The sequence below is a fragment of the Pseudomonas sp. LBUM1668 genome, from assembly GCF_059695715.1.
In genome coordinates this window covers 4,228,587-4,252,160 of sequence record NZ_CP166787.1, presented here as the reverse complement: position 1 = coordinate 4,252,160, position 23,574 = coordinate 4,228,587, and the positions used below count along the sequence as shown (strand labels likewise).

Annotated in this window: 18 protein-coding genes; 11 read left to right on the top strand and 7 right to left on the bottom strand. The window is 58.2% G+C overall.

Annotated elements, in window-relative coordinates; all coding sequences use genetic code 11:
- Positions 1-4 precede the first annotated feature (4 nt).
- The 7 genes from ACA061_RS19120 (at position 5) to ACA061_RS19090 (ending at position 6,841) form a co-directional block, all read left to right on the top strand.
- Positions 5-361: a DUF4398 domain-containing protein gene (locus ACA061_RS19120; RefSeq protein ID WP_042560397.1), complete on the top strand. Its 357-nt coding sequence runs from the start codon at positions 5-7 to the stop codon at positions 359-361.
- Positions 358-1,170 (top strand): OmpA family protein, encoded by an 813-nt coding sequence (locus tag ACA061_RS19115; RefSeq protein WP_497299841.1) that lies wholly within the window; start codon positions 358-360, stop codon positions 1,168-1,170. Before ACA061_RS19120 ends, ACA061_RS19115 begins: the two co-directional genes overlap by 4 nt.
- Positions 1,171-1,371: 201 nt before the next feature.
- Positions 1,372-2,811 carry an aminotransferase-like domain-containing protein gene (locus tag ACA061_RS19110; RefSeq protein WP_042560395.1) on the top strand — a complete coding sequence of 480 codons (1,440 nt, stop codon included), beginning with the start codon at positions 1,372-1,374 and terminating at the stop codon, positions 2,809-2,811.
- 78 nt (positions 2,812-2,889) lie between these two features.
- Complete coding sequence (locus ACA061_RS19105) at positions 2,890-3,366, top strand: translation initiation factor 2 (protein ID WP_150605421.1); 477 nt, start codon at positions 2,890-2,892, stop codon at positions 3,364-3,366.
- Positions 3,367-3,532: 166 nt separating this feature from the next.
- Entirely contained in the window at positions 3,533-3,787 is a 255-nt protein-coding gene (locus ACA061_RS19100; protein WP_150605422.1) for a YkgJ family cysteine cluster protein, read from the top strand.
- Positions 3,788-3,828: 41 nt separating this feature from the next.
- Positions 3,829-4,434, top strand: a complete 606-nt coding sequence (locus ACA061_RS19095; protein ID WP_497299840.1) for an START domain-containing protein — start codon at positions 3,829-3,831, stop codon at positions 4,432-4,434.
- Positions 4,435-4,747: 313 nt separating this feature from the next.
- Complete coding sequence (locus ACA061_RS19090; RefSeq protein ID WP_150605424.1) at positions 4,748-6,841, top strand: LTA synthase family protein; 2,094 nt, start codon at positions 4,748-4,750, stop codon at positions 6,839-6,841.
- A gap of 70 nt (positions 6,842-6,911) precedes the next feature.
- On the opposite strand, the gene ACA061_RS19085 is transcribed toward ACA061_RS19090, so the two are convergent.
- The gene (locus tag ACA061_RS19085) at positions 6,912-7,070 is read right to left on the bottom strand and encodes a DUF3309 family protein (protein ID WP_191626519.1); all 159 of its coding nucleotides are present in this window, start codon (positions 7,068-7,070) and stop codon (positions 6,912-6,914) included.
- Positions 7,071-7,392: 322 nt separating this feature from the next.
- Here ACA061_RS19085 and ACA061_RS19080 point away from each other — a divergent pair, with 322 nt between their 5' ends.
- From ACA061_RS19080 to csrA, 3 genes are all read left to right on the top strand, one after another.
- On the top strand, positions 7,393-8,208 hold the full coding sequence (locus ACA061_RS19080; protein ID WP_150615990.1) for an SDR family oxidoreductase: 816 nt from the start codon (positions 7,393-7,395) through the stop codon (positions 8,206-8,208).
- Between the two features lie 63 nt (positions 8,209-8,271).
- Entirely contained in the window at positions 8,272-8,604 is a 333-nt protein-coding gene (locus tag ACA061_RS19075) for a YnfA family protein (RefSeq protein ID WP_003226957.1), read from the top strand.
- Between the two features lie 148 nt (positions 8,605-8,752).
- On the top strand, positions 8,753-8,938 hold the full coding sequence (csrA, locus tag ACA061_RS19070) for a carbon storage regulator CsrA (RefSeq protein WP_150605426.1): 186 nt from the start codon (positions 8,753-8,755) through the stop codon (positions 8,936-8,938).
- A gap of 4 nt (positions 8,939-8,942) precedes the next feature.
- On the opposite strand, the gene ACA061_RS19065 is transcribed toward csrA, so the two are convergent.
- The 5 genes from ACA061_RS19065 to ACA061_RS19045 all read right to left on the bottom strand — a co-directional run bounded on the left by ACA061_RS19065 (position 8,943) and on the right by ACA061_RS19045 (position 16,213).
- Positions 8,943-9,170 (bottom strand): YheU family protein, encoded by a 228-nt coding sequence (locus tag ACA061_RS19065; protein ID WP_003236706.1) that lies wholly within the window; start codon positions 9,168-9,170, stop codon positions 8,943-8,945.
- A gap of 169 nt (positions 9,171-9,339) precedes the next feature.
- Positions 9,340-10,530: an osmoprotectant NAGGN system M42 family peptidase gene (locus ACA061_RS19060; protein WP_150596250.1), complete on the bottom strand. Its 1,191-nt coding sequence runs from the start codon at positions 10,528-10,530 to the stop codon at positions 9,340-9,342.
- 167 nt (positions 10,531-10,697) lie between these two features.
- On the bottom strand, positions 10,698-12,446 hold the full coding sequence (ngg, locus tag ACA061_RS19055; protein ID WP_497299839.1) for an N-acetylglutaminylglutamine synthetase: 1,749 nt from the start codon (positions 12,444-12,446) through the stop codon (positions 10,698-10,700).
- 3 nt (positions 12,447-12,449) lie between these two features.
- A complete protein-coding gene (locus ACA061_RS19050) occupies positions 12,450-14,222 on the bottom strand; it encodes an N-acetylglutaminylglutamine amidotransferase (RefSeq protein WP_150605429.1) in 1,773 nt (590 codons plus the stop codon).
- Between the two features lie 221 nt (positions 14,223-14,443).
- The gene (locus tag ACA061_RS19045) at positions 14,444-16,213 is read right to left on the bottom strand and encodes a dermonecrotic toxin domain-containing protein (RefSeq protein ID WP_497299838.1); all 1,770 of its coding nucleotides are present in this window, start codon (positions 16,211-16,213) and stop codon (positions 14,444-14,446) included.
- A gap of 366 nt (positions 16,214-16,579) precedes the next feature.
- On the opposite strand from ACA061_RS19045, the gene ACA061_RS19040 reads away from it, so the two are divergent.
- Positions 16,580-21,394: an NEL-type E3 ubiquitin ligase domain-containing protein gene (locus ACA061_RS19040; protein WP_497299837.1), complete on the top strand. Its 4,815-nt coding sequence runs from the start codon at positions 16,580-16,582 to the stop codon at positions 21,392-21,394.
- 3 nt (positions 21,395-21,397) lie between these two features.
- On the opposite strand, the gene mnmC is transcribed toward ACA061_RS19040, so the two are convergent.
- Positions 21,398-23,377: a bifunctional tRNA (5-methylaminomethyl-2-thiouridine)(34)-methyltransferase MnmC2/FAD-dependent 5-carboxymethylaminomethyl-2-thiouridine(34) oxidoreductase MnmC1 gene (mnmC, locus tag ACA061_RS19035; RefSeq protein WP_497299836.1), complete on the bottom strand. Its 1,980-nt coding sequence runs from the start codon at positions 23,375-23,377 to the stop codon at positions 21,398-21,400.
- Positions 23,378-23,574 lie beyond the last annotated feature (197 nt).

Below are 23,574 nucleotides of genomic sequence, written 5' to 3'. Positions count from 1 at the left end.
CTTAGTGAGTATTCGACCTCTTTTCGCGGCGGTGGCCGTTCTGGCCATGGCCGGTTGCGCGACCGATCCGGCACCCATTGAACAAATGCGTTTGACCGAGCAGGCCATCGCCCAGGCCAAGGCCGTCGGTGCCACTGGCGATGACGTGCCGGAAATGAAACTGGCCGAAACCAAGTACAACCGGGCCAAAGGCAATATGGCAGACGAATCCTTTCGGAACGCGCGCATGCGTTCCGAACAGGCCGAACTCGACGCACGTCTGGCAGAAGCCAAAGTACTGACCCAGAAAAGCGAAGAACAGTTGAATGTGCTGAACACCCGCATTGTCCGTCTGCGCAAGCAACTGGGAGATGCCCAATGAGCCTCAAATCCCAGGTCCTCGGTGGTCTGATCCTCGCCGGTTGCGCAAGCCTGTTCGGCTGCGCCGGTCAGCACAGTGAGTCCGCGTTGCAAGACGCCGGCACCGACTTCCAGAAGGTCAAGGAAGATTCCAACGTGCTGCGCATTGCGCCGAAAGACGTGATCCGCGCCGGTGAATCCCTGGCCCGTGCCGATCGCCTGTCCACTTACTGGGGCAGCGGTTCGGACGTGGTGCACTACGCCTACCTTAGCCAGCGTTACAGCGCGATTGCCCGTGAGCACACCAATCAAGTGCTCAACGAAGAGCGTGCAGCCAAGCTCGAACTGGATCGTCAGCGCCTGCAACTGGCCCTGCGTGAATCGAAACTGCTGAGCGTGCAGCAGCAGGGCAAGTGGCTCGAAGAGCAGATTGTTGCGCTGGCCACCACGCAGACTGATCGTGGTCTGGTGATGACCTTGGGTGACGTGTTGTTCGACACCGGTGAAGCGGAGCTGAAAAACTCGGCCAACCGCGTGGTCCTGAAGATTGTGCAGTTCCTGCAGCTGAATCCGAAACGCGTGGTGCGTATCGAGGGCTACACCGACAGCACCGGCGGCAAACAGGAAAACCTCAAACTGTCCCGCGACCGCGCGCAGTCGGTGGCCGATGTGCTGATGGACCTGGGCATCGACGACAAACGTATTCAGGTCGAAGGTTACGGCGACGAATACCCGGTGGACGTCAACGCTTCCGAGCGTGGGCGAGCACAGAACCGTCGTGTGGAAATTGTGTTCTCTGACGAAAAAGGCCAGCTCGGCGCCGCCCGTTGAGGGTTGCGTCTCTGGAAAGCCCGGACTGTCATGCAGTGCCGGGCTTTTTTACACCTGTCGAATTGCTCGCAAATCAGTACAGTTGTGGCAGACAACCCACTGTATGGTCGTCTATGGTGACAACTGTCCCAGTACACTTCTAAACTGTTCCGGTATTGTTTCACACAAGAATAAAATGCCCGTGAAATCGAGTGCTGCGTCATGACCAATCTCTTGCTTTACCAACGTATTGCTCAGCAACTGGCCGAAGACATCCGCCGTGGTGTCTATCAACCGGGGGAGCGCGTGCCCTCGGTACGCAAGATGAGTTCGCAGCTCAATGTCAGCCATGCGACGGTGTTGCAGGCTTACGCCAATCTCGAAGACCAGGGCCTGATTCGCGCACGGCCACAGTCCGGTTATTACGTGCACCAGACGCCCGCGCTGACGGCACCGACGCCGGATATCGCCCGGGTCGAACGGCCAGGGCTGGTCACGCGCAGCAGCATCATTCAGCAGGTTCTGGTCGAGTCGCGCCGCGAAGGCGTATTTCCGTTGGGCGCCGCAGTGCCGAGCGTGGACTATTTGCCGGTGCGGGCACTGCACCAGCAACTGGCCAAAGTCACTCGCTTCCACAGCCCGCGAGCGTTCAGCTACATGTTCAGCCCCGGCTTCGAACCGCTGCGCCGGCAAGTGGCGATCCGCATGCGCGATGCGGGTGTGGTGGTCGACCCGTCCGAAGTGGTGATCACCCACGGGTGTGTCGATGCGTTGCAGATGTCGCTGCGGGTGCTCACCCGTCCGGGCGATCTGATCGCCGCCGAGTCGCCGACCTATTACGGGCTGCTGCAACTGGCCGACCTGCTGGGCCTGAAAGTCATCGAGATCCCCAGCGATCCCGCCACTGGCATGAGCCTCGAAGCGCTGCAGCTGGCCGCCAACCAGTGGTCGATCAAGGCGTTGGTGTTGACCACGCGCCTGAGCAATCCTTTGGGTGGCACCATGCCGGAAGAGCGGCAGAAACAACTGCTGCGCCTGGCCTCGGATTTCGATATCCAGATCGTCGAAGACGACATCTATGGCGAGTTGATGTTTGAACAAGGCCGCACCAAGGCCCTCAAGGCGTATGACCGACTCGATCGAGTGATCTACTGCTCGAGCTTCTCCAAGACCTTGTCGCCTGGTGTGCGGATCGGCTGGATGATTGCCGGTAAGTACCAGCAGGAAATCCAGCGTTTGCAGACCTTCAGCACCCATTCGGCGTGCAGCGTGACGCAAATGGCGATTGCCGCCTACCTGGAAAACGGCGGTTATGACCGGCATTTACGGTACATCCGCCAGGAATACCGGAAAAACCTCAGCGCCTTCCAGTTGGCGGTGCAGCAGCACTTCCCCGAAGGCACGCAAATGACCCGGCCCACGGGCGGTTTTATCCTCTGGGTGAGTCTGCCGGGGCGGGTCAATACTCAGGAGTTGCACGTGCGCGCGTTGCAGCAGGGCATCAGTATTGCCCCCGGGCTGATCTTCAGTAATACCGAGCAATTCAACCACTGTATCCGCCTGAACTGCGGCATTCCGTGGAACCGCGAGGCGGAGCGGGCGTTGATGACCCTTGGAATGCTCGCAACCCAACTGTGTCAGGAAACGGCGGTCGGTTTCTGAACGAACGTACGGACATGCTTGTCTTGTGACGCTCAACAAGCGAGCATATGGCCCTCTGCCGTTAGTGTCGTTGGGTTCATGAAAGCGATTTTTTCTGCCGCCGGGATTGTCCTTTGCTTGCTGATGATCAGTCATTCGCCGGATGTCATGGCGGCTGCGGTTCAGGAAAAACCGGCCGCGGCGGCGACCCAGAAGAAACCGCTGGCGAGCAAAAAAAATACTCCTGCCAATGCGCAGAAGAAGAAAGCTGCGCCGGTGAAGAAGCGTGCGCCAGTGGCATCCAAGTCGAAATCTGCCCGCGAAGTGGCGAAAACCAGACTGCCCTCAGCCAGACTCGACTTGAGCTTGCCCAAGGACATGGTTGAAGAATTGAAACCGCCCGGCACGGTGATTCTGCCCAAGCGCGAACCGATCCTGCCGCAGATGTTTGGCGAGAAGAACAGCGGATTCCAGCTTAATGGCCGTTTGCTCAGCAACGAAATGCAGTTGCAACTGCGCAATGAAGACCGCCATGAAGTCGAAGGCGCAGCCCTGGATTTCGAATTCAAACAGTAAATCCAACGCATCTGTGACCCGCGAACCAGACGCTTTGTCGGAGACTGGTCAGTCACATTCACTTATCCGTAAAAACCCCGGTGCAGGGAATTTTAAACAGCCGTTTTAGCGGTTACCCTGTTCCGTGTCCCTTTCACACATCGCCCGTCGCGAGGATTTGTTCGTCATGAAATGCCGTGAAGGCTGTGGCGCCTGCTGCATTGCCCCTTCCATCAGCTCGGCGATTCCCGGCATGCCTGATGGCAAACCTGCCGGCGAACGTTGCGTGCAACTCTCGGTCGAAAACCTGTGCAGCATTTTCGGCCGCCCGGAGCGCCCGGCTGTCTGTTCGGGCTTTGCCGCTGATATCGAAGTCTGTGGCGATAGCCAGGAAGAGGCGATCAAGTTGATCGGCTGGTGGGAGCAAATGACGGCGGCCTGATGTGTCAAACGAACGGAACTTCAACAATAAGGAATAAGACTATGGGTTCGCTGCATCGTATCGCTGTGTTGTGTGGTTTGACCGCCGTACTGGCCACGCCGCTGGCGCAGGCTGAAGACTGGAAAGTCGCCAAGAACGAGGACGGCATCAAGGTTTCCCTGAGTGAAGTGCCAGGCTCGGACTACAAGTCCTATCAGGGCGTAGCCTTGATGAAGACCACTGTCGCCAAGTTGCGCGCACTTCAGGACGATGTGACGGGCGCTTGTGCTTGGATTTACGAATGCAAAACCCAGAAGCTGCTCAAGCACGAAGGCGATCAGAGTTGGACTTACACCCAGTTCAATACGCCGTGGCCCGTGACTCCGCGTGATTCGGCAACACATGTCACCACCGTCGAAGGCGCCGATGGCAGCCTGACCCGCACGCTTGAAGGTGTGCCGAAATACGTTCCGGAAGAAAAAGGCTTTGTCCGCGTGGCCCAGGTCAAGGGCTTCTGGAAGTTCGTGCCCAAGGGCGATCAGGTTGAAGTGACCTATCAAGTGCACACCGAGCCAGGTGGCAGCGTCCCGGCGTTGGTTGCTAACAAGTTCGTCGTCGATGCTCCTTTCAATACCCTGAAAGCCCTGAAAGAGCGCGCCGAGAAGTAATTCTCGTGTTCAGTGAAACGCCCCGATTGATTCGGGGCGTTTTGTTTTGCGGTTTATATTGTGTTTCCAGATATGCGTTGAACGAAATTTTCACAACGCGTTCAAGACAATCCGCCCGCGCTATTTCCACGCTGTCCCGTGGCCGTTACTTCAAATGAATGCTTCTGGCGACAGGGCACTAATCAATGGCAATGGTGCCGGTGATCGTGCAACATTTGCGCACTGCGCACGCCCCGGGGTCTGGAATGACCAATAGAGGGCATGGCGCCGCTGTATTTTTGCAACTTCAACTTCCAATGGGTCCTAAAACGACATGGCAAACCCGGACGCCCTGAATCAGCAGCGATCTTCCAGTCGCCTGCTGCAACCGACCGTCAAATCGCATCTGGCCTACACGCTGCTTTGTGCGCTGGTCATGATGGTGATGTTTTCCGTGCTGCGCCTCGCGCTGCTGGTCTACAACCGCGAGATGATCCTCGACACCCCGGCTGCGACGTTCCTCGAAGCGTTCGCCAACGGCTTGCGTTTCGACCTGCGCCTGGTGGTTTACCTGAGCATTCCGCTGGTGCTGGCACTGTTCAGCGCCCGGGCCATGGCGGCGCGCGGCTTCTTCCGGTTGTGGCTGACCGTTGCGTCGAGCATCGCGCTGTTCCTCGGTCTGATGGAGATGGACTTCTACCGTGAGTTCCACCAGCGCCTCAACGGCCTGGTGTTCCAGTACGTGAAGGAAGACCCGAAAACCGTGATGAGCATGCTCTGGTACGGTTTCCCCGTGGTGCGCTATCTGTTGGCGTGGGTCATCGGCACGGTGATTCTGACGTTGGCGTTCAAAGGCGCCGACCGTGCCACGCGTCCACGCGGACCTTTCAGCGGCGGTACTGTCAGCTCCCGTCAGGTGGCGCCGTGGTACACCCGTCTTGCGGTGTTCGTGGTTTGTCTGCTGATCTGCGTGGTCGCTGCGCGCGGCACCCTGCGTCAAGGCCCGCCAATGCGCTGGGGCGACGTGTACACCACCGACTCCAACTTCGCCAACCAGCTCGGCCTTAACGGCACGCTGTCGCTGATCGCTGCCGCCAAGTCGCGCATGGGCGAGGATCGCGACAACATCTGGAAAGCCACGCTGCCGCAAGAGCAAGCGCAGCAAATCGTTCGCGACATGCTGGTGATGCCGCAAGACAAACTGGTCGATGCCGACATCGCCGCCGTGCGCCGCGACTACACGCCGCTCGCCGACAAGACCCTGCCGATCAAGAACGTCGTCGTGATCCTGATGGAAAGCATGGCCGGTCACTCGGTCGGCGCATTGGGTGCACCGGGCAACATCACGCCGTATCTGGACAAGCTGTCGAAGGAAGGTCTGCTGTTCGACCGCTTCTTCTCCAACGGCACGCACACCCACCAGGGCATGTTCGCGACCATGGCCTGCTTCCCGAACCTGCCGGGTTTCGAATACCTGATGCAGACCCCGGAAGGCAGTCACAAGCTGTCTGGCCTGCCGCAGTTGCTCAGTGCCCGTGACTACGACGATGTCTACGTCTACAACGGCGACTTTGCCTGGGACAACCAGTCGGGTTTCTTCAGCAACCAGGGCATGACCAACTTCGTTGGCCGTAACGACTTTGTCAACCCGGTGTTCTCCGATCCAACGTGGGGCGTGTCCGATCAGGACATGTTCGACCGTGGCCTGCAGGAGCTCAAGGCGCGGGAAAACGGCAAACCGTTCTACGCGCTGCTGCAAACCCTGTCCAACCACACGCCGTACGCCTTGCCGACGCCATTGCCGGTTGAGCGCGTGACCGACCGAGGCTCGCTGAACGAGCACTTGACCGCCATGCGTTACTCCGACTGGGCGCTAGGCCAGTTCATGGAGAAGGCGCGCAAAGAGCCGTACTTCAAGGAAACCCTGTTCGTCATCGTCGGTGACCACGGTTTCGGCAACGAGCGCCAGATCACCGAAATGGATCTGGGTCGCTTCAACGTGCCGATGCTGATGATCGCACCGGGCATCCAGGAAAAGTTTGGTACGCGTGACCACACCGTGGGCACGCAGATCGACATCGTGCCGACCATCATGGGTCGCCTCGGTGGCGAAGTGCGTCATCAATGCTGGGGTCGGGACTTGCTCGATCTGCCGGAAGGCGACACCGGTTTCGGTGTGATCAAGCCGTCGGGCAGCGAGCAGACCACCGCGATCGTTACCGCTGACCAGATCCTCGTGCTGCCGAGAGACAAGGATATGGGGCCGAAGATCTGGAATTACCAGTTGGGTGCCAATCCAGGTGCCCAGGTCGTGCCGAATGCACCGCGCACTGCCGAGTTGAAACTCAAACTCGAAGCGTTCCTGCAAACGGCGACCAAGAGTCTGATGGACAACACCGCCGGTGTAATCCACGGCAAGCCGGACTGATCCAGCTGCAAAGATCCGCACAATAAAAAAGAGGCCCTGAAAAGGGCCTCTTTTTTTTACGCTTGAATCGTTATATCCGACCGAGTAACAGCAGCACCAGCAGCACGACCAACACCACGCCGATAATGCCCGATGGACCATAACCCCAACTTCTGGAGTGCGGGAAGACCGGCAGACCGCCGATCAGCAACAGGATCAGGATAATGATAAGAATTGTGCCCATGGCGATTTCCTTGTTGATAGCGTTCGAGAAGTCTTGGTGTTCTAGGGCGACTGGAGACTAAGTAATTCCAGACGGCTTACAAATTCCGACCGGTCTGAATGAAAGAAAATTCAATGTTTTTTTAAGTTATTTGGATTGCTTGCTTATTTCCTTTGAAGCCTAAGATCAAAAGATCGCAGCCTTCGGCAGCTTCTACACCGATCCATGTATGAGCTGCCGAAGGCTGCGATCTTTTGATCTTGCATTCAGCAACTTGATGGAGCGTGGGTGGACACCGTTCCTTCGCTACACTCGGCGAATCTTTCCCGGAACAACAAGGCTGTCTGCTATGCAAAATCGCATGATGATCACTGGCGCAGGCTCAGGCCTGGGTCGCGAAATCGCGCTGCGCTGGGCGCGTGAAGGCTGGCGACTGGCCTTGTCCGACGTCAGCGAACCCGGTCTGCAGGAAACCTTGAAACTGGTCCGCGAGGCCGGCGGCGACGGTTTTATCCAGCGCTGCGATGTGCGTGATTACAGCCAGCTCACCGCGTTCGCCCAGGCTTGCGAAGAGAAACTTGGCGGTATCGATATCATCGTCAACAACGCCGGTGTTGCTTCGGGCGGGTTCTTCAGCGAACTGTCGCTGGAAGACTGGGACTGGCAGATAGCGATCAACCTGATGGGCGTGGTCAAGGGCTGCAAAGCGTTCCTGCCACTGCTTGAGCAAAGCAAAGGCAAGATCATCAACATCGCCTCCATGGCGGCGTTGATGCAAGGCCCGGCCATGAGCAACTACAACGTCGCCAAGGCGGGTGTGGTGGCATTGTCGGAAAGCCTGTTGATTGAACTGGCGCAACAGGAAGTCGGCGTGCATGTGGTCTGCCCGTCGTTCTTCCAGACCAACTTGCTCGACTCGTTCCGTGGCCCGACCCCGGCGATGAAAGCCCAGGTCGGCAAGTTGCTGGAAAGTTCGCCGATCAGCGCAGCGGACATCGCCGACTACATCTATCAGCAAGTAGCGGCCGGCGAATTCATGATCTTGCCCCACGAACAAGGGCGCATGGCATGGGCGATCAAGCAGAAGAATCCGCAACTGCTCTACAACGAGATGACCTCCATGGCCGAGAAAATGCGCGCCAAGGCCAAACAAAACAACGGTTGATCTTGTCCGTTACACGCACCGTCGTTAGGGTGGCCGCAATGGTCACCCTGTCGAGACGCGCTGATGCTCAATTACTTGTGGTTCTTCCTCGCGGCATTGTTTGAAATCGCCGGTTGTTTCGCCTTCTTCATGTGGCTGCGTCAGGGCAAAAGTGCGCTGTGGGTAATCCCGGCGCTGCTCAGCCTGACGTTGTTTGCTCTGTTGTTGACGCGTGTTGAAGCGGCCTACGCCGGGCGTGCCTATGCCGCTTACGGCGGGATTTACATCGTGGCGTCTATTGGCTGGCTGGCTGTAGTCGAGCGGGTTCGGCCATTGGGGTCGGACTGGATCGGCGTGGCACTGTGCGTGATCGGTGCCAGCGTGATTCTGTTCGGGCCGCGCTTTTCTGCCGCTTGAGATAAAGGCTGTTTAACCATTTGCGGGAAACGTCTGAAGGGCGGCGCGCTGAAGGGTTGTAGGGCATTACTGATTTGTCCGCGATGCATTGAACCGGCGCCGCAAGCCGCGCATCTTCATTGCTCGCTAACCCTGAAGGACGAATCTCATGCTTGTACTCAGCCGTGTCGTTGGTGAGTTGATTTCAATTGGTGACGACATCACCCTGCGCGTTCTGTCAGTGAACGGTGCAAGTGTGCGCTTTGGCGTCGAGGCACCCAAGAAGGTCAATGTGCATCGCGCGGAAGTCTATGAACGGATCCAGCGCAAACAGGCCCTGGAAAAGGCCCGTTGAGGTTTCAGTCAAACAGATGCTTGGGCACGTCGTGCTTGAGCATCAACTGGCACTGCTCGCTGTCGGGATCAAAAACAATCAATGCCTGGCCCTTGGTCAGCGCCTGACGCACACGCAGTACGCGGGTTTCCAGCGGCGTGTCGTCGCCGTTGTCGGTGCCGTCGCGGGTCACGAAATCTTCGATCAGGCGGGTGAGGGTGTCGACTTCAAGAGCGTCGTAAGGAATGAGCATGGGCACCTCGGCTAAATCAATGTCGGGATGCTACGGCGATTGCGGGTTACCTGCCAGTTTTGTGTTGCCTGATACGGCCGCATCGCGAGCAGGCTCACTCCTACATTGGAATGCGTTCCCCTGTAGGAGTGAGCCTGCTCGCGATAGCCATAGTCCAGTCAATAAAAAATCAGCTATCTGAACGCTGCCCCACCAGACTGTCCACCGGCGGCACCCGCGTATCGCTTTCCATCTGCGTGTCGTGCTCGATCTGATGACTGAAGCGATCCAGCGAAGCATTCGCCGGCGCCGCGTCGCTGGCGAATACCGGTGGGCTCAGGATATACGCCCCGAGCAAGCGGCTCAGCGCCGCCAGACTGTCGATATGCGTGCGCTCATAGCCGTGAGTCGCATCGCAGCCAAAGGCGAGCAGGGCAGTGCGGATGTCGTGGCCGGCGGTTACCGCCGAATGCGCGTCGCTGAAGTAATAGCGGAACAGATCACGGCGCACCGGCAGCTCGTTTTCACTGGCCAGGCGCAGCAAGTGCCGCGACAGGTGATAGTCGTACGGCCCGCCGGAATCCTGCATCGCCACACTCACCGCGTGTTCGCTGGAGTGCTGGCCCGGCGCGACCGGCGCGATGTCGATGCCGACAAATTCGCTGACGTCCCACGGTAATGCCGCCGCTGCACCGCTGCCGGTTTCCTCGGTGATGGTGAACAGCGGATGACAGTCGATCATCAGTTCCTGACCGCTGTCGACGATGGCTTTGAGTGCTGCCAGCAGCGCGGCGACGCCAGCCTTGTCATCGAGGTGACGGGCGCTGATATGGCCGCTTTCGGTAAATTCCGGCAATGGATCGAACGCCACGACGTCACCGACGTTAATGCCCAGCGACTCACAATCGGCCCGGGTTGCGCAGTAGGCATCCAGGCGCAATTCGACGTGATCCCAACTGATCGGCATCTCATCCACGGCGGTATTGAACGCATGCCCGGAAGCCATCAGCGGCAACACGCTGCCGCGAATCACACCGTTATCGGTGAACAGGCTGACGCGACTGCCCTCGGCAAAACGGCTCGACCAGCAGCCGACCGGTGCGAGCGTCAGGCGACCGTTGTCTTTCACCGCCCGCACGGCGGCACCGATGGTGTCCAGGTGCGCGGAAACGGCGCGATCGGGGCTGTTCTTTTTACCCTTGAGCGTCGCGCGAATGGTGCCACGTCGGGTCATCTCAAACGGAATGCCGAGTTCTTCCAGACGTTCGGCAACATAGCGCACGATGGTGTCGGTAAACCCGGTGGGGCTGGGAATGGCGAGCATTTCCAGCAGGACTTTTTGCAGATAGTTGAGATCCGGTTCGGGGGTTTGGAGGGTCATGGAAACTCCTGATGGGTTGAGCACATCGATGGTTTCGATGAGAAAAGAATTTGTATTGCCTGATCGGGCCTCATCGCTGGCAAGCCAGCTCCCACATGTTTTGTGTGCACCTGGGAACCTGTGGGAGCTGGCTTGCCAGCGAGGGCGTCAGTCCTGCAACCAAGCAATCAAGAAACAACCGGCTGACTGTGCGGAAACAACAAATCCACAAAGCGTTCAGCCGTCGGCTGCGGCTCATGGTTGGCGAGACCGGCCCGTTCGTTGGCTTCGATAAACACGTATTCCGGCTGATCCGCCGCCGGCACCATCAGATCGAGGCCGACCATCGGGATGTCCAGCGCCCGTGCCGCACGCACAGCCGCATCGACCAGCGTCGGATGCAGAATCGCCGTAACGTCTTCCAGTGTGCCGCCGGTGTGCAGGTTCGCCGTACGCCTTACGAATAAATGCTCGCCGGCCGGCAAGATGCTGCTGTAGTCGAACCCCGCCGCATGCAGCGTGCGCTGGGTTTCATGGTCCAGCGGGATTTTGCTTTCACCGCCCGTGGCCGCTTGCCGGCGTCGGCTCTGGGCTTCGATCAGCGCGCCAATCGAATGCTGACCGTCGCCGATCACTTCGGCTGGCCGACGGATTGCTGCCGCCACCACTTCAAAACCAATCACCAGAATCCGCAGATCCAGACCTTCGTGAAAGCTTTCCAGCAGCACACGGCTGTCAAACTGCTTCGCTGTTTCGATGGCCTGCTGCACCTCTTCGATGCTCTGCAAATCCACGGCAACGCCCTGACCCTGTTCGCCGTCGAGCGGTTTGACCACCACCCGCTGATGCTCATCGAGGAACTCTAAATTGTCGTCGGCATTGCCCGCCAGTTGCTGCGACGGTAATTTCAGTCCGGCGTCTTTTAGCACTTTGTGGGTCAGGCTTTTGTCCTGACACAGGCTCATGCTGATCGCGCTGGTCAGGTCGCTCAGCGATTCGCGGCAGCGTACGCGGCGCCCGCCGTGACTGAGCGTGAACAGGCCGGCGTCGGCGTCATCCACTTGCACATCAATGCCACGCCGATGGGCTTCTTCGACGATGATCCGCGCGTAGGGATTGAAATCGGCTTCCGGTCCCGGACCGAGGAACAGTGTCTGGTTGATGCCGTTCTTGCGCTTGATCGCGAAGGTCGACAGGTTGCGGAAACCGAGTTTGGCGTAGAGGTTTTTCGCCTGACGGTTGTCGTGCAGTACCGACAGATCCAGGTAGCTCAAGCCGCGACTCATGAAGTGCTCGATCAAGTGGCGCACCAGCACTTCGCCGACTCCGGGCCGCGAGCACTGTGGATCAACTGCCAGGCACCAGAGGCTGCTGCCGTTTTCCGGATCGTTGAACGCCTTGCGATGATTGAGGCCCATGACGCTGCCGATAACAGCGCCGCTGTCCTCGTCCTCAGCCAGCCAGTACACCGGGCCGCCCTCATGACGCGGGGTCAGCAGCGCGGGATCGATCGGCAACATGCCGCGTGCCTGGTACAGCTGATTGATCGCCTGCCAGTCCGCTTCGCTTTGCGCACGACGAATGCGAAAGCCACGAAACACGCGAGTGGCCGGACGATAGTCGCTGAACCACAAGCGCAGAGTGTCGGACGGGTCGAGGAACAACTGTGTCGGTTCGAGGCCGAGAATCTGCTGCGGCGCGGCGACGTACAGGGCGATATCACGCTCGCCCGGCTGCTCGTTGAGCAGTTCCTGGGCCAATGATCCAGGGTCGGGAAACGTGTGACCGATCAGCAACCGGCCCCAGCCGCAATGCACGGCAATCGGGGTGGTGTTGAGTTCGCTGCCGTCTTCAGCCAGACGCGCCTGTAATCGTTCATACGACGGTGTCTGGCCGCGTAGCAGGCGTTGGTTGATGGCTGTGGCGTGGGGTTTCATCAATCAGATTCCTTGTTCACTGAGCCACAGGTTCAGGGCTGCCAGTTGCCACAGCTTCGAGCCGCGCAATGGGGTCAGTTGGCCTTGCGGGTCAGTCAGCAATTTGTCGAGCATGGCCGGGTTGAACAGGCCGCGATCCTGACTTGGATCGAGCAGCAATTCGCGCACCCAACTCAATGTGTCGCCTTGCAAATGCTTGAGGCCGGGCACCGGGAAGTAGCCTTTCTTGCGGTCGATCACTTCACTTGGAATGACTCGTCGCGCAGCTTCCTTCAGCACTTGCTTGCCGCCATCGGGCAGCTTGAATTTGCCGGGCACACGGGCCGAGAGTTCAACCAGTCGATAGTCGAGGAACGGCGTGCGCGCTTCCAGACCCCAAGCCATGGTCATGTTGTCGACACGTTTGACCGGGTCATCGACCAGCATCACCGTGCTGTCCAGGCGCAGGGCTTTGTCCACTGCGGCGTCAGCACCGGGTTGGGCGAAATGCTCTTTGACGAAGTCGCCGGCAGCGTCATTGGCGGTCAGCCATTTCGGTTGCACAGTGGCGGCGTAGTCGTCGTAGCTGCGGTCGAAAAATGCATTGCGATACGCCGCATACGGATCGGCTGCGCCATCGACCTGCGGATACCAGTGGTAACCGGCGAACAACTCATCGGCACCCTGACCGCTCTGCACAACTTTGCAGTGTTTGGCCACTTCGCGGGATAGCAGATAGAAGGCGATGCAGTCGTGGCTGACCATCGGTTCGCTCATCGCGCGGAACGCGGCGGGCAGTTGCTCGATGATCTCTTTCTCGTCGATGCGCAGTTGGTGATGCTGGGTGCCGTAGTGTTTGGCGATCAGGTCGGAATACTGGAACTCGTCACCGCGCTCGCCACCGGCATCCTGAAAACCGATGGAAAAGGTCGACAGGTTCTCCACACCGACTTCACGCAACAGACCGACGAGCATGCTCGAATCGACACCACCGGACAGCAACACACCGACATCCACCGCCGCACGTTGACGAATCGCCACGGCTTCGCGGGTGCTGTCGAGCACGCGGTCGACCCAGTCTTCGAGGTTGAGGTTTTTCTCGTCTTCGCGGGGGCCGTAGGGCAGGGTCCACCAGGTTTTCTGCTCGGTGGTGCCATCGGCTTCAACGCGCATCCAGGTCGCTGGCGGCAGTTTTTCGATGCCAGCCAACAGAGTGCGCGGCGCCGGTACAACGGCGTGGAAGTTCAGGTAATGGTTGAGCGCCACCGGATCGAGGATCGGGTTGATGTCGCCACCCTTGAGCAGCGCCGGCAGTGCAGAGGCGAAACGCAGGCGCTGGCCAGTGCGCGACAGGTACAGCGGCTTCACGCCGAGACGGTCACGGGCGATAAACAGACGCTGTGCATCGCGCTCCCAAATGGCGAAGGCAAACATGCCGTTGAGTTTCGGCAGCAGTGCTTCGCCCCAGGCGTGGTAGCCCTTGAGCAACACTTCGGTGTCGCCACCGGAATAGAAGGCGTAACCCAGCGCTTCGAGTTCGGCACGTAGCTCCGGGAAGTTGTAGATCGCGCCGTTGAAGGCCAGGGACAAGCCCAGTTGACTGTCGATCATCGGCTGCGCCGAGCCGTCCGACAGGTCCATGATTTTCAGGCGACGATGGCCCAGGGCAATCGGCCCTTGGGCATGGAAGCCCCACGCGTCAGGGCCGCGAGGGGCCAGGTGGTGGGTGATTCTTTCAATGGCTGCAAGGTCTGCAGGTTGTTGATCAAAACGTAACTCGCCAGCTAATCCACACATAAAATCCTTACCGGTTTTTCCGTTGGGGAGGGGTCAAACGCTACCTCGCCAAAAGGGCGGGTACTCAGAAACTGACCCGCCCCGGTAAATGGAGTTTTAGAACGATAAGTTATAAGGCTGGCAGTACGGCGACTGCTGGGCGCAACTCAGGCCCTGAAGCGTTTGTCATCCGGCGCAGGTGATTGTCTGTTTTGAGTTTTGCCTGCCTGAGCGGCCTACGCTTACTGGGGCAAATGCCATCCGCTGGTTGTCGAGTGCATTACGGGCGGTCTGAATGCGCTTTTATCGAGCGGGTGAATAACTCGCCAACCTTGGGAGGTGTGCTGAACCTCATAGGCACTGTCCTTGATCCAAATATAGTGTTTGCCGTTAAGGTCTAAAGTCCGGTCATTATTGCTAGAGGGTTTGCCTGAATTTTTCAGTCGATTTGCCACAAGCGCAGATTGTTGGTAACCCGACAGGTCGCGTTTCCACAGTAGAAGAAGACTTTTATTTTCAGACCTTGAGTTTTTTACCAGCTCGAAATCTTTGAAGTAATCGATGAACCGGGTTTGAATATCGCTGTTGATAGAGGGCGTATTCTTCTGATTAAGCAGCTTCCTCAGTTCCAGTAATTGGCACACTTGCCGTTGCTTTTCTTCAATCGTCCAGGTCTCTACCCCTGTAAACAGTTCGTTCAACAGAGAATCCACTGGAGCCGACCGCTGGCGTGTGCGGAAGGAATAGGTGATCTTTTCGGACACCGTTGGGCGTGAATGTGAATGACAATTTGCACGACGGTCGGCATGGATGAGTTGGTTGACTTCGTTTACGGGAACGGCAATTCGTTTGCTGTCGGATATAAACGTATTCAGATTCAGAGTGGAAATATAGGCGAACAGGCCTTTTTCCTTTAATGGAATGAACGCTACCCGGTCCTTGCCGGATAATCCGCCCCCAGGAAGTTTTTTTTCAGCCAGATCCACATCCTCATTCTGTGTGTCTTTTTTTTCGTCAAATGTCTTTAGCTCATTCAGGAAAGTTGCTTGGTCGACCAGGCTCATTCGGGACGCCAGGAAGTTGGCCAGTGGTGTGCCGTGTCTTAGTTGGTGATCCATCTTGGAGAGATACTCCACCGGGGTGTCGTACACATGGAAGCCAGGCCCGCTGTCATCGGGTACATATATGATGTATTGGCTTGTCGAAGGGGTTTTTCCGCGAACTAACAGCGCTACGGCATTCGCCACGTACTTGTCTAAAAGGCTCACGGCGTGAAAAACAATCGGCTCGCTCTTGAGTTCGCTACCGTTAACAATGTCGACTTTTCTGTCTGTCAGTTTTTTTATTGTTAACCAGGTTTCTTCATTGATTTCACCGCTGAAGAACTTGCTGTATGCCGCCACTCTCATATTGAGTATGGCCAGTTTCACGGCATTTTCGCGGGCCTCTGGAGTATCAAATTTGTCCTTGAGCATTTTTTGGTATTCGCTGCCCATATCAAGACTGCGGCTCAGTTCGGCAAATGCCTGCGCGGTGATTTTCTCGTTTGGAGATTCGTCAGGCGAACCCTGCGCACTGGATGAGACGCCGCTGTCGCTAGAGTAGTAATCCGGTGCGATTTCGGCACCGGAAAAGTTCAACATGACAGCCTGTAGCAGGGTAATGCTGTGTCCGGCATCCTCTGTGGAGGTCTTGGGTTTGAGCTTGATTTTGTCCTTGGGCCTGAACCGGGCTGTGGATTTTTTTCGCAATGCCTCGCGGAGCTTTCGCTTGCAGAAGACGACGGGTGTCTCGAGTGTAGAAAGCGACCCTTCGAGTGTGCACTGAAGCACAAATGCTTCTTCCAGTGCCGTACGGTATTCATCAATCCTGGTGTTGTGTGACGGGTCGAAATTTTTCATCTTTGTGGACATGAATTCTTCCACAAGCAGCGCTTTGTACCGGTTTTTTCTGGAACTAGTATTTCCCATGGGCGGGAAGCAGTTGGTAATTGTCCAGTTGAATAGTGTCATGTAAGTTGTTCCGTCTAATGGGTTGAAGTTGTCTTGCGCGTGTAGGCTGGATAGATAAACGCCAACAACAATAGTTTGTTGCCCGGAGTTTGCGGGTTTTGAAAGTCTTGTCCGGCGGGCCGCAGTCTGTTTCCGCAAGGCAGCGTCATGCTAGGTGCTTTCTTTGTGAAAGAATAACGCCATTATTTAATGGTTTTGCGGGTGAGTTCAGCGGGATTTTGAATTATTGATATAGGTATGTATTGCACAATTATTTTTCAAATGTGCTCGGTCTGCTATTGGTTAAATATATCCGGTTTTATGTTTTTTATTTTGTCTGGTATCGATATGGTTGTAACTCAAACCTGCAATAAAGGAATATTGCCGATGCTCACTACACAAAACCAGGTCAACCCTCAGCCACCAACGAGTAACGAAGTTCTTGGCGTGCTACTGGAAAGCACGGGCGATCTGGACAGCGCCGAAGCGCTGCAAAAAAGCCTGCCCGACATACTGCTCAAAAGTTCGGCCGCAACTCTGGTCGCACTCGATCAAACGGCCCGCGACCTGCACGCCGCTCAGTTGGCAGTCGATAAGGAACTGAGCAAGCTGCAACCGTTGCACACCTTCTGCAAAAGCCAACTGATCAAGGCGCTGAATTCCAGGTGGACAGCCGTTTTTGATGTTGAAAAAGACCTGCTGAGTCTGCCGGGAGCCGAGTGTGGCTGCCCGCCCAGCGCTACCGACAAGGAGGGTATTCAGACTTTCCCCCACGCCACGCAGACGTTGCTGCAAGCGGCGATGCAGAATTTCAGCAAAGACGAAGAGACCAACGATTACCCCGTCGGCAGCCTGGTGCGTGTGGCCAGTGCGCCTGCCGGCGTGGCCGGGTTGACTCCGGCGTCGTTTGCAAAGTTCTGTCGCGAACTGGATCTGGGCAAACGCTACCAGGAACATTTTCAGGAGGTGTTCGGCCTCAGCGACGCTGCAGGCAAGGTAGTGGCCACCAGCCCGGTAACGCGGGACATCGCAACAATGAAAAAACACCTGCTGCACCTGGATATGCACCTGGCCGGGCTCAGGCAGCACATCACGCCAGCAGGCTCGCAGATGATGCAAAGACTGATTGCCGCGGACGGGGTGGTATCGGCGAAAACCCTGCATTACCGGAAACGTCCCTGGATCATGCAAGGCATTGAGGTCCTAGACAGTTGCATCTGGGGCGTCGTGGTGTTTTCCCAGCGCTCGTTCGAGTTGTACCCAGACGAAAAGTGCGTGGTGTACATGGCTGCAGAGCCGCAAAGACCTTTGTACGAATACCAGAGTTTCACCGCGTTCAAGCAATACCTGGCGCAGAGTCTGCGTACGCAAAGCTACAAGGATTATCTGGCCAACAGTATTGACGAAGATGACAAGGCGGACTTCTTCAAAGCCCTCAAGAAGACCGCAGACCTTGGACACATCAAACAGTTGTCAATCACCGTGCCGCTGTTCGAGTTCATGGTGCAAAGTCACCTCGGCAAGTTGCAGATCGACGCCTGCAAACTCGCCGTACCGACGGCCGAGATTGATGAAGATGTGCGGCGCAAGCGCCTGCTCGACTTTCTCGAACTGGGTGTGACGGTGGCGACGGTGGCGGGGTTTTTCGTTCCGGTCGTAGGGCAGTTGATGATGGGCGTCGCTGTCGGGCAAATCCTTGGCGAAGTGTATGAAGGTTACGAGGACTGGCAGCGGGGCGATCAGCAGGAGGCACTGTCACATCTGCTAAGCGTGGCGGAAAACATTGCGCTGATGGGCGTGTTTGCTGCGGGGCAGAAGGTGGTTGGAGCATTGGGGCGCAAACTGGTTCGTGCCCACCCGGAGTTTTTCAGTGAGTTCACCGCGATTCTCAACTCCGCCGGAAAATCGCGTCTATGGAAGCCTGATCTCACGGCTTACGAGCATCGCCTGCCACCAGGGTTCACGGTGGCGGACGACTCCGTGCAGTTGTATCAAGTCCGAGACAAAAGCGTTGGCTGTGTTGATCACCGGATCTTTTCCGGGACATATGATGCGGCCGCCCGCCGTTGGCACCTCGAACATCCCGCACGTACTCAGGCCTATACGCCCAGGCTGGACCAACACGTTGAAGGGGGCTGGCGCCTTCCGGCTGAAGATGCCGAAGAATGGAACAGCGCACCTTACACACTCAAACGTATTGATCCAGGTTTGTGCGAGTTCGGCGACAAGGATCTGGACGTGATCCGGCGGCTCGGCGGTGCCACTCATGACGAGTTGAATCGCACCTACAACGATAATCTCGCGCTGTCCGCTCGCTTGCGCGACACCGTACAACGCATGCGGATCGAACGGCAGCTGGATAAGTTGATCCGCGAGCTTGCGAGCGGTGAAACACACGCAGCCCAGCCGTTGCCAGAACAATTGCAGGGTTTGCCGCAAACGCCAGGCTGGCCCACTGACCGTTATTTGGAAATCACCGATGCGGAGGGTGGGATCACGGCGACCTATCCCGCCAACGTAGCGCATGACGAGACCCTCAGTGTGGTGGTCGGCCAGGAACAGCTGGAAGAGGGGCAGTTATTGCAGACGGTGATCGATGGCCTGTACCCGAAAGAGGTCGAAACATTGCTTGGGGCCAAGGTCAGTGCCGGCAACCAGAGACAGGCCTTGGCCAGGAAGCTGGGGGCGACATTCAACGCTGATCGGCGTGGGGTGTTCGAGCGGATGTACCAGCGCTACGACCAGAGTGATGCTGACGAGGTGAAAAAATTGCGCCAGGTATTCGCCGACATTCCGGCGCGTTATGCCCAGCGCTTGATTGATCAGGCGCCGAGTATCGAGCGAGTGCATTTGCGCTCGACCGGGCGAGTGCCTTTGCGCCTGGGGCAGAAGGTTCAAAGGGCCATTGCCACAGTGCGGGTGGATCGCGCGCTGAGCGGGTTCCACGTGCCGCAGATCGCCAACGCCGACAATGAAAAACTGGCAATCCAGTTGTTGCCTCGGCTGAGTGGCTGGGACGCGCGACTGCGCCTGACAGTGCGCGACAAAACGCTGACCGGGCCGGTGCTGGAAGCCATCGGCGACGAGGCAGCGACACCTTTGCACACTTGTACGCTGGTCAAGTCCGGCGAAGGCTACGAGGCATTTGCCGGTGACGGTCAATCCCTCGGTCGCGTTGCCCCCGGCCCTGATAGCCTGTACGCAGCCATTCTCAAGGCGCTGCCAACACGCCAGCGCAGTGCTGTCGGTTTCCCCAATCCTGTGGACGCCGACAGTGCGCGGCTGCGCGGCAAACTGCTGGACGTTGCGCTCGATAATCGTGAGACCTGCACGCAGGTATTGGCGGACGGCAAGCTGGATCCGCGGGTCAATGAGCCTGTGTGTATGCAGGCCAACCCGCCGGCAACAGCGTCGCTGCATCCGCTTGCGTTGCTGCGCAAGGTCAGAAAACTTTACCCGCTCTTGAGCGAGGTGCAGGCCAGCGAATTCATCGACGACCTGGGTGCCGACCCGTTGACCCGCGCGATCCGGGTGAAAACGTTGCGCCGTAATCTGGAGCAACTGCGTGACGTGCTGGAGGCATGGGACGGCGATGACGCGGCCATCAAGGCGTTGGGTGGCGACGTGCGCGAGGTGCAACAGAGCCGCACGATGATGGCAGAGCAGATCGAAGACAGCTTCCGGCGACTGTTCATGGAGAAGAATGAAAGCGGCAGGCTTGTCTGCACACTCAATCTTGACGGGTTACAGGGGGGTAAGTTACCCACGCTGCCGCCAGGGCTCAACTTTGACCATATCGAACATTTGTCGCTGAAGAACATGGCGCAGGGCGATGACCTTGCGTATTTCCTCAAGTCATTCAAGCAGGTGGTGTCGCTGGAACTCGACGGCAATCAACTGACCCGCATGCCGGAGGTGCTGTCGCAAATGCCCAGGCTCACGCATTTGAGTCTGGCGCGCAACCGCATCAAGTTGACCGAACAAACCCTGTCGAAGTTGGGCAACTTGCGCACATTACGCACCTTGATTCTGGACAAGAATCCGCTGGGTGCGACCCTCAAAGTCGAAAAACTGGCTGATCTGCGCACGCTTTGTCTGAACGATACCCACGCCACCGAGTTGCCCTTGGGGCTGCAACGCTTGCCGCATCTGGACTGGGTGGATCTGCGTAACAATGAAATCAAGGACTTGCCGGACTGGTTGTTCAAGACCGGCAAGCGTTTCAGTCGCACGCTCAATCTGCGCGGTAACCCCTTGTCACTCGTCAGCCAGACGCATCTGGCCGACTATCGCAACAACGTCGGCATCGGCATGGGCTATCTGGAGAACGACATTGCCCGTATGGACGAATACCAGGCACGTTCGTTGTGGTTCACCGATAAGGCCGGCCAGGAATGGGAGCGACGCAACCGGATCTGGACGGCATTCAAGGATGATCAAAGGGCCGATGGCTTGTTCCATTTGCTCTCGGAGCTGGGCGATACCGCCGACTCCGAGAGGGTCAAAGAGGACATGCATCGACGTGTGTGGCGGGTACTTGAGGCCGCCGAGCCGGATGCGCAGTTGTCCGCGCAGGTAATGGACGTGGCCGCTTCGCCGATCAACTGCACGGACACCGCGGCGATGAATTTCAGTGATGTGGAAATCGTCGTGGAGGTCAGCCGGGCGGCGGATAACCCTGAGCGGTTGCTCGAGCTTGGGCGCGGCCTGCTTCGGCTAACGCAACTTGACGAGATTGCCCTGGCGCATATCAAGAAAAACCCCGGGGTCGATCCGCTGGAGGTGGGGCTCGCCTATCGCACTGGATTGGTCAATGAATTGAGCCTTCCCAACCAGCCGCAGCACATGCGCTATGCCGCGCTCGCCGGAGTGACAACAGCCGATCTGGCGGCGGCGAAAACTGCGGTCATTACCTCAGAACTGACGCCTCAGCTGCAGGCATTCGTGATGCAACAGGCGTTTTGGCGCGACCACCTCAAGCGTAGTCAGCGCCAGAAATTCGCCAGCATCGACGCAACTTACCCGCCACGGATGAACGAGTTGTACGAAAAGGCGGGTTCATTGAGTTCTGCCGACTACCGCAACCAGATGGAAGCCATCCAGCTCGAACAGGAGCAAGCCGAGGATGCGGTGATCAAGCAACTGACCGACGAAGCGATGCGCAGGGTGGATCTGGGCATCTGTGCGATGACCGATGTGTAAGGGTTACTTGCCACGAATCAACTGGCGTAACACGAAGCGGTTCGGATGACAGGCCTCGGCGACGCTGCGCGGTACGGGCAACGGCTCATTGTTGAGCCAGGCGGCGAGCAATTCGCCGGACAGCGGCGCGGTGATCAGCCCGCGCGAACCGTGGCCGCTGTTGACGTATAAACCGTCGAGCCAGGGGCAGGGGATGTCCGGCACTTGTCGGGCATCCTTGCTCAGCGCTGCATAGGCTTGAGTGAAGGCTTCGCGATCGGCGAGCGGGCCGACAATCGGCAGATAGTCGGGACTGGTACAGCGAAAAGCCGCGCGGCCCTGAAGGTCTTCGACATTCTGTTCGGCTATGTGCAGACGGGCGACGAGGTCGCTTGAGATCTCTTCGAGCATCGCCAGATTGCCTTGGTGTTCGGCGGTGGTCGGGGTCAGGTCATCGCTATTGAAATCGAAGCTGGCACCGAGGGTGTGTTCGCCCAATCGCGCGGGCGCAACGTAACCTTCGGCGCAGACCACGGTGGCCAACGCCTGACTTTGCACTGTCTGCGCCAGGCGAGTGATCTGACCGCGAATGCGCTTGAGCGGTAGCTCGGCACTTTGGGCGAAACGCTTGATCTCGGCAGCGCCGGCCAGCACCACGACCGGCGCGCTGGCGAGCAGATGGTCACCGTCGAAGGCTTGCCACTGATCATCGACCCTGCGCAGTTCGACAGCCTCCTGATGGCTGAGCAATTTGATATTCGGGTGCGTCGCTTGTGCCTGGCACAACGCGGGCGGGTGCACCCAACCACCTTCTGGGTAGTACAAACCGCCATGGGCCAGACCGACACCGGCGCGGATTTGCGCCTCGGGCTGTTCGAGCCACTGCAATAGATCTTCCGGGAACGCTGCAGCCAACTGCGCGTGGCGTTCGGCTTCCTTGGCGTTGAACGCCAGTTGCAGCACGCCGCAATTGTCCCAGTCGGTGCCGCGTTGCAGGGTTTCGAGCAGGCGTCGGGTGTAGCCGAAACCGCTGACGATCAGTTGCGACAGCGCCGTGCCATGGGCAGACAGTTTCAAATACAGCACGCCCTGCGGATTGCCCGAGGCTTCTTGCGCAACCTTCGCGTGACGCTCCAGCACACTCACTTGCCAACCGCGTGACGCGAGGCTGGCCGCCGTGGCACAGCCGGCCAGACCGGCGCCGATCACCAGCGCTCGCCGCGCACCGGTCAAGGGGGCCGGGCGCGCGAACCAGGGTTTCTCGGCGGCGGGCGGCGCAACGCCTTCGGGCCAGCCGAGGAACTCACCCCGCAGGATTTCCCATTTGTGGCCGATGCCCGGCGTGCGCTTCATCTTGAACCCGGCGGCATTGAGCAAGCGCCGCACCCAACCGGTGCTGGTGAAGGTGCTGATGGTCGAGCCGGGCGCCGCCAGACGTGCCAGTTCGGCGAACAGTTCGGCCGTCCACATGTCGGGGTTTCTTGCCGGAGCGAAGCCGTCGAGAAACCACGCATCGATCTGGGCATCGAGCTGCGGCAATTGCTCAAGGGCATCGCCGATCAGCAGTGTCAGGGTGACGCGACCATTGGCCAGCGTGATGCGCTGGAAGCCTTGATGAATGGCCACGTAATGCTTCAACAACTGATCGGCGAGCGGCTTGAGTTCCGGCCACAACGCCAAAGCGCGGTGCAGATCCGCCGGGCTCAACGGGTACTTTTCGACGCTGACAAAATGCAACTGCGCACCCGCCACGGCGTGTTGTTCGAACACTTGCCAGGCGCAGAGAAAATTCAACCCGGTGCCGAACCCGGTTTCGCCGATGACCAGCCGTCCACCTGCCGGCAACGCGGCAAAACGATCGGCCAGACGGTTCTGTTCAAGGAACACATAACGGGTTTCATCGAGCCCCGACTGATCGGAAAAATACACGTCATCGAACTCCCGCGAACGCGGACGTCCGTGGTCATCCCAGTCGAGTTGGGCGTGGGGCGATACAGGTTTCATGGCAGGCTCGGCAACGACAAGGCGGCCATTCTAGCCGATCAGGAGCAGGGCGCTTGATCCATGGCAAAGTGCAGGGTGGACAGCTCACGGACAATCGATGGTTCAGGACTGGATATAAGGATTTTTGTGGTGGAGATCCCTGTGGCGAGGGGATTTATCCCCGATGGGCTGCGAAGCGGCCCCAAACCCGGCACATG

Excerpts from the sequence above, each read along its gene's own strand:
- ACA061_RS19080 (WP_150615990.1), top strand. The coding sequence starts at position 7,393 with ATGCAAAATCGCATGATGATCACTGGCGCAGGCTCAGGCCTGGGTCGC.
- ACA061_RS19075 (WP_003226957.1), top strand. The coding sequence starts at position 8,272 with ATGCTCAATTACTTGTGGTTCTTCCTCGCGGCATTGTTTGAAATCGCC.
- csrA (WP_150605426.1), top strand. The coding sequence starts at position 8,753 with ATGCTTGTACTCAGCCGTGTCGTTGGTGAGTTGATTTCAATTGGTGAC.
- ngg (WP_497299839.1), bottom strand. The coding sequence starts at position 12,446 with ATGAAACCCCACGCCACAGCCATCAACCAACGCCTGCTACGCGGCCAG.
- ACA061_RS19060 (WP_150596250.1), bottom strand. The coding sequence starts at position 10,530 with ATGACCCTCCAAACCCCCGAACCGGATCTCAACTATCTGCAAAAAGTC.
- mnmC (WP_497299836.1), bottom strand. The coding sequence starts at position 23,377 with ATGAAACCTGTATCGCCCCACGCCCAACTCGACTGGGATGACCACGGA.
- ACA061_RS19110 (WP_042560395.1), top strand. The coding sequence starts at position 1,372 with ATGACCAATCTCTTGCTTTACCAACGTATTGCTCAGCAACTGGCCGAA.
- ACA061_RS19095 (WP_497299840.1), top strand. The coding sequence starts at position 3,829 with ATGGGTTCGCTGCATCGTATCGCTGTGTTGTGTGGTTTGACCGCCGTA.
- ACA061_RS19045 (WP_497299838.1), bottom strand. The coding sequence starts at position 16,213 with ATGACACTATTCAACTGGACAATTACCAACTGCTTCCCGCCCATGGGA.
- ACA061_RS19115 (WP_497299841.1), top strand. The coding sequence starts at position 358 with ATGAGCCTCAAATCCCAGGTCCTCGGTGGTCTGATCCTCGCCGGTTGC.
- ACA061_RS19090 (WP_150605424.1), top strand. The coding sequence starts at position 4,748 with ATGGCAAACCCGGACGCCCTGAATCAGCAGCGATCTTCCAGTCGCCTG.
- ACA061_RS19040 (WP_497299837.1), top strand. The coding sequence starts at position 16,580 with ATGCTCACTACACAAAACCAGGTCAACCCTCAGCCACCAACGAGTAAC.
- ACA061_RS19050 (WP_150605429.1), bottom strand. The coding sequence starts at position 14,222 with ATGTGTGGATTAGCTGGCGAGTTACGTTTTGATCAACAACCTGCAGAC.
- ACA061_RS19065 (WP_003236706.1), bottom strand. The coding sequence starts at position 9,170 with ATGCTCATTCCTTACGACGCTCTTGAAGTCGACACCCTCACCCGCCTG.
- ACA061_RS19105 (WP_150605421.1), top strand. The coding sequence starts at position 2,890 with ATGAAAGCGATTTTTTCTGCCGCCGGGATTGTCCTTTGCTTGCTGATG.
- ACA061_RS19100 (WP_150605422.1), top strand. The coding sequence starts at position 3,533 with ATGAAATGCCGTGAAGGCTGTGGCGCCTGCTGCATTGCCCCTTCCATC.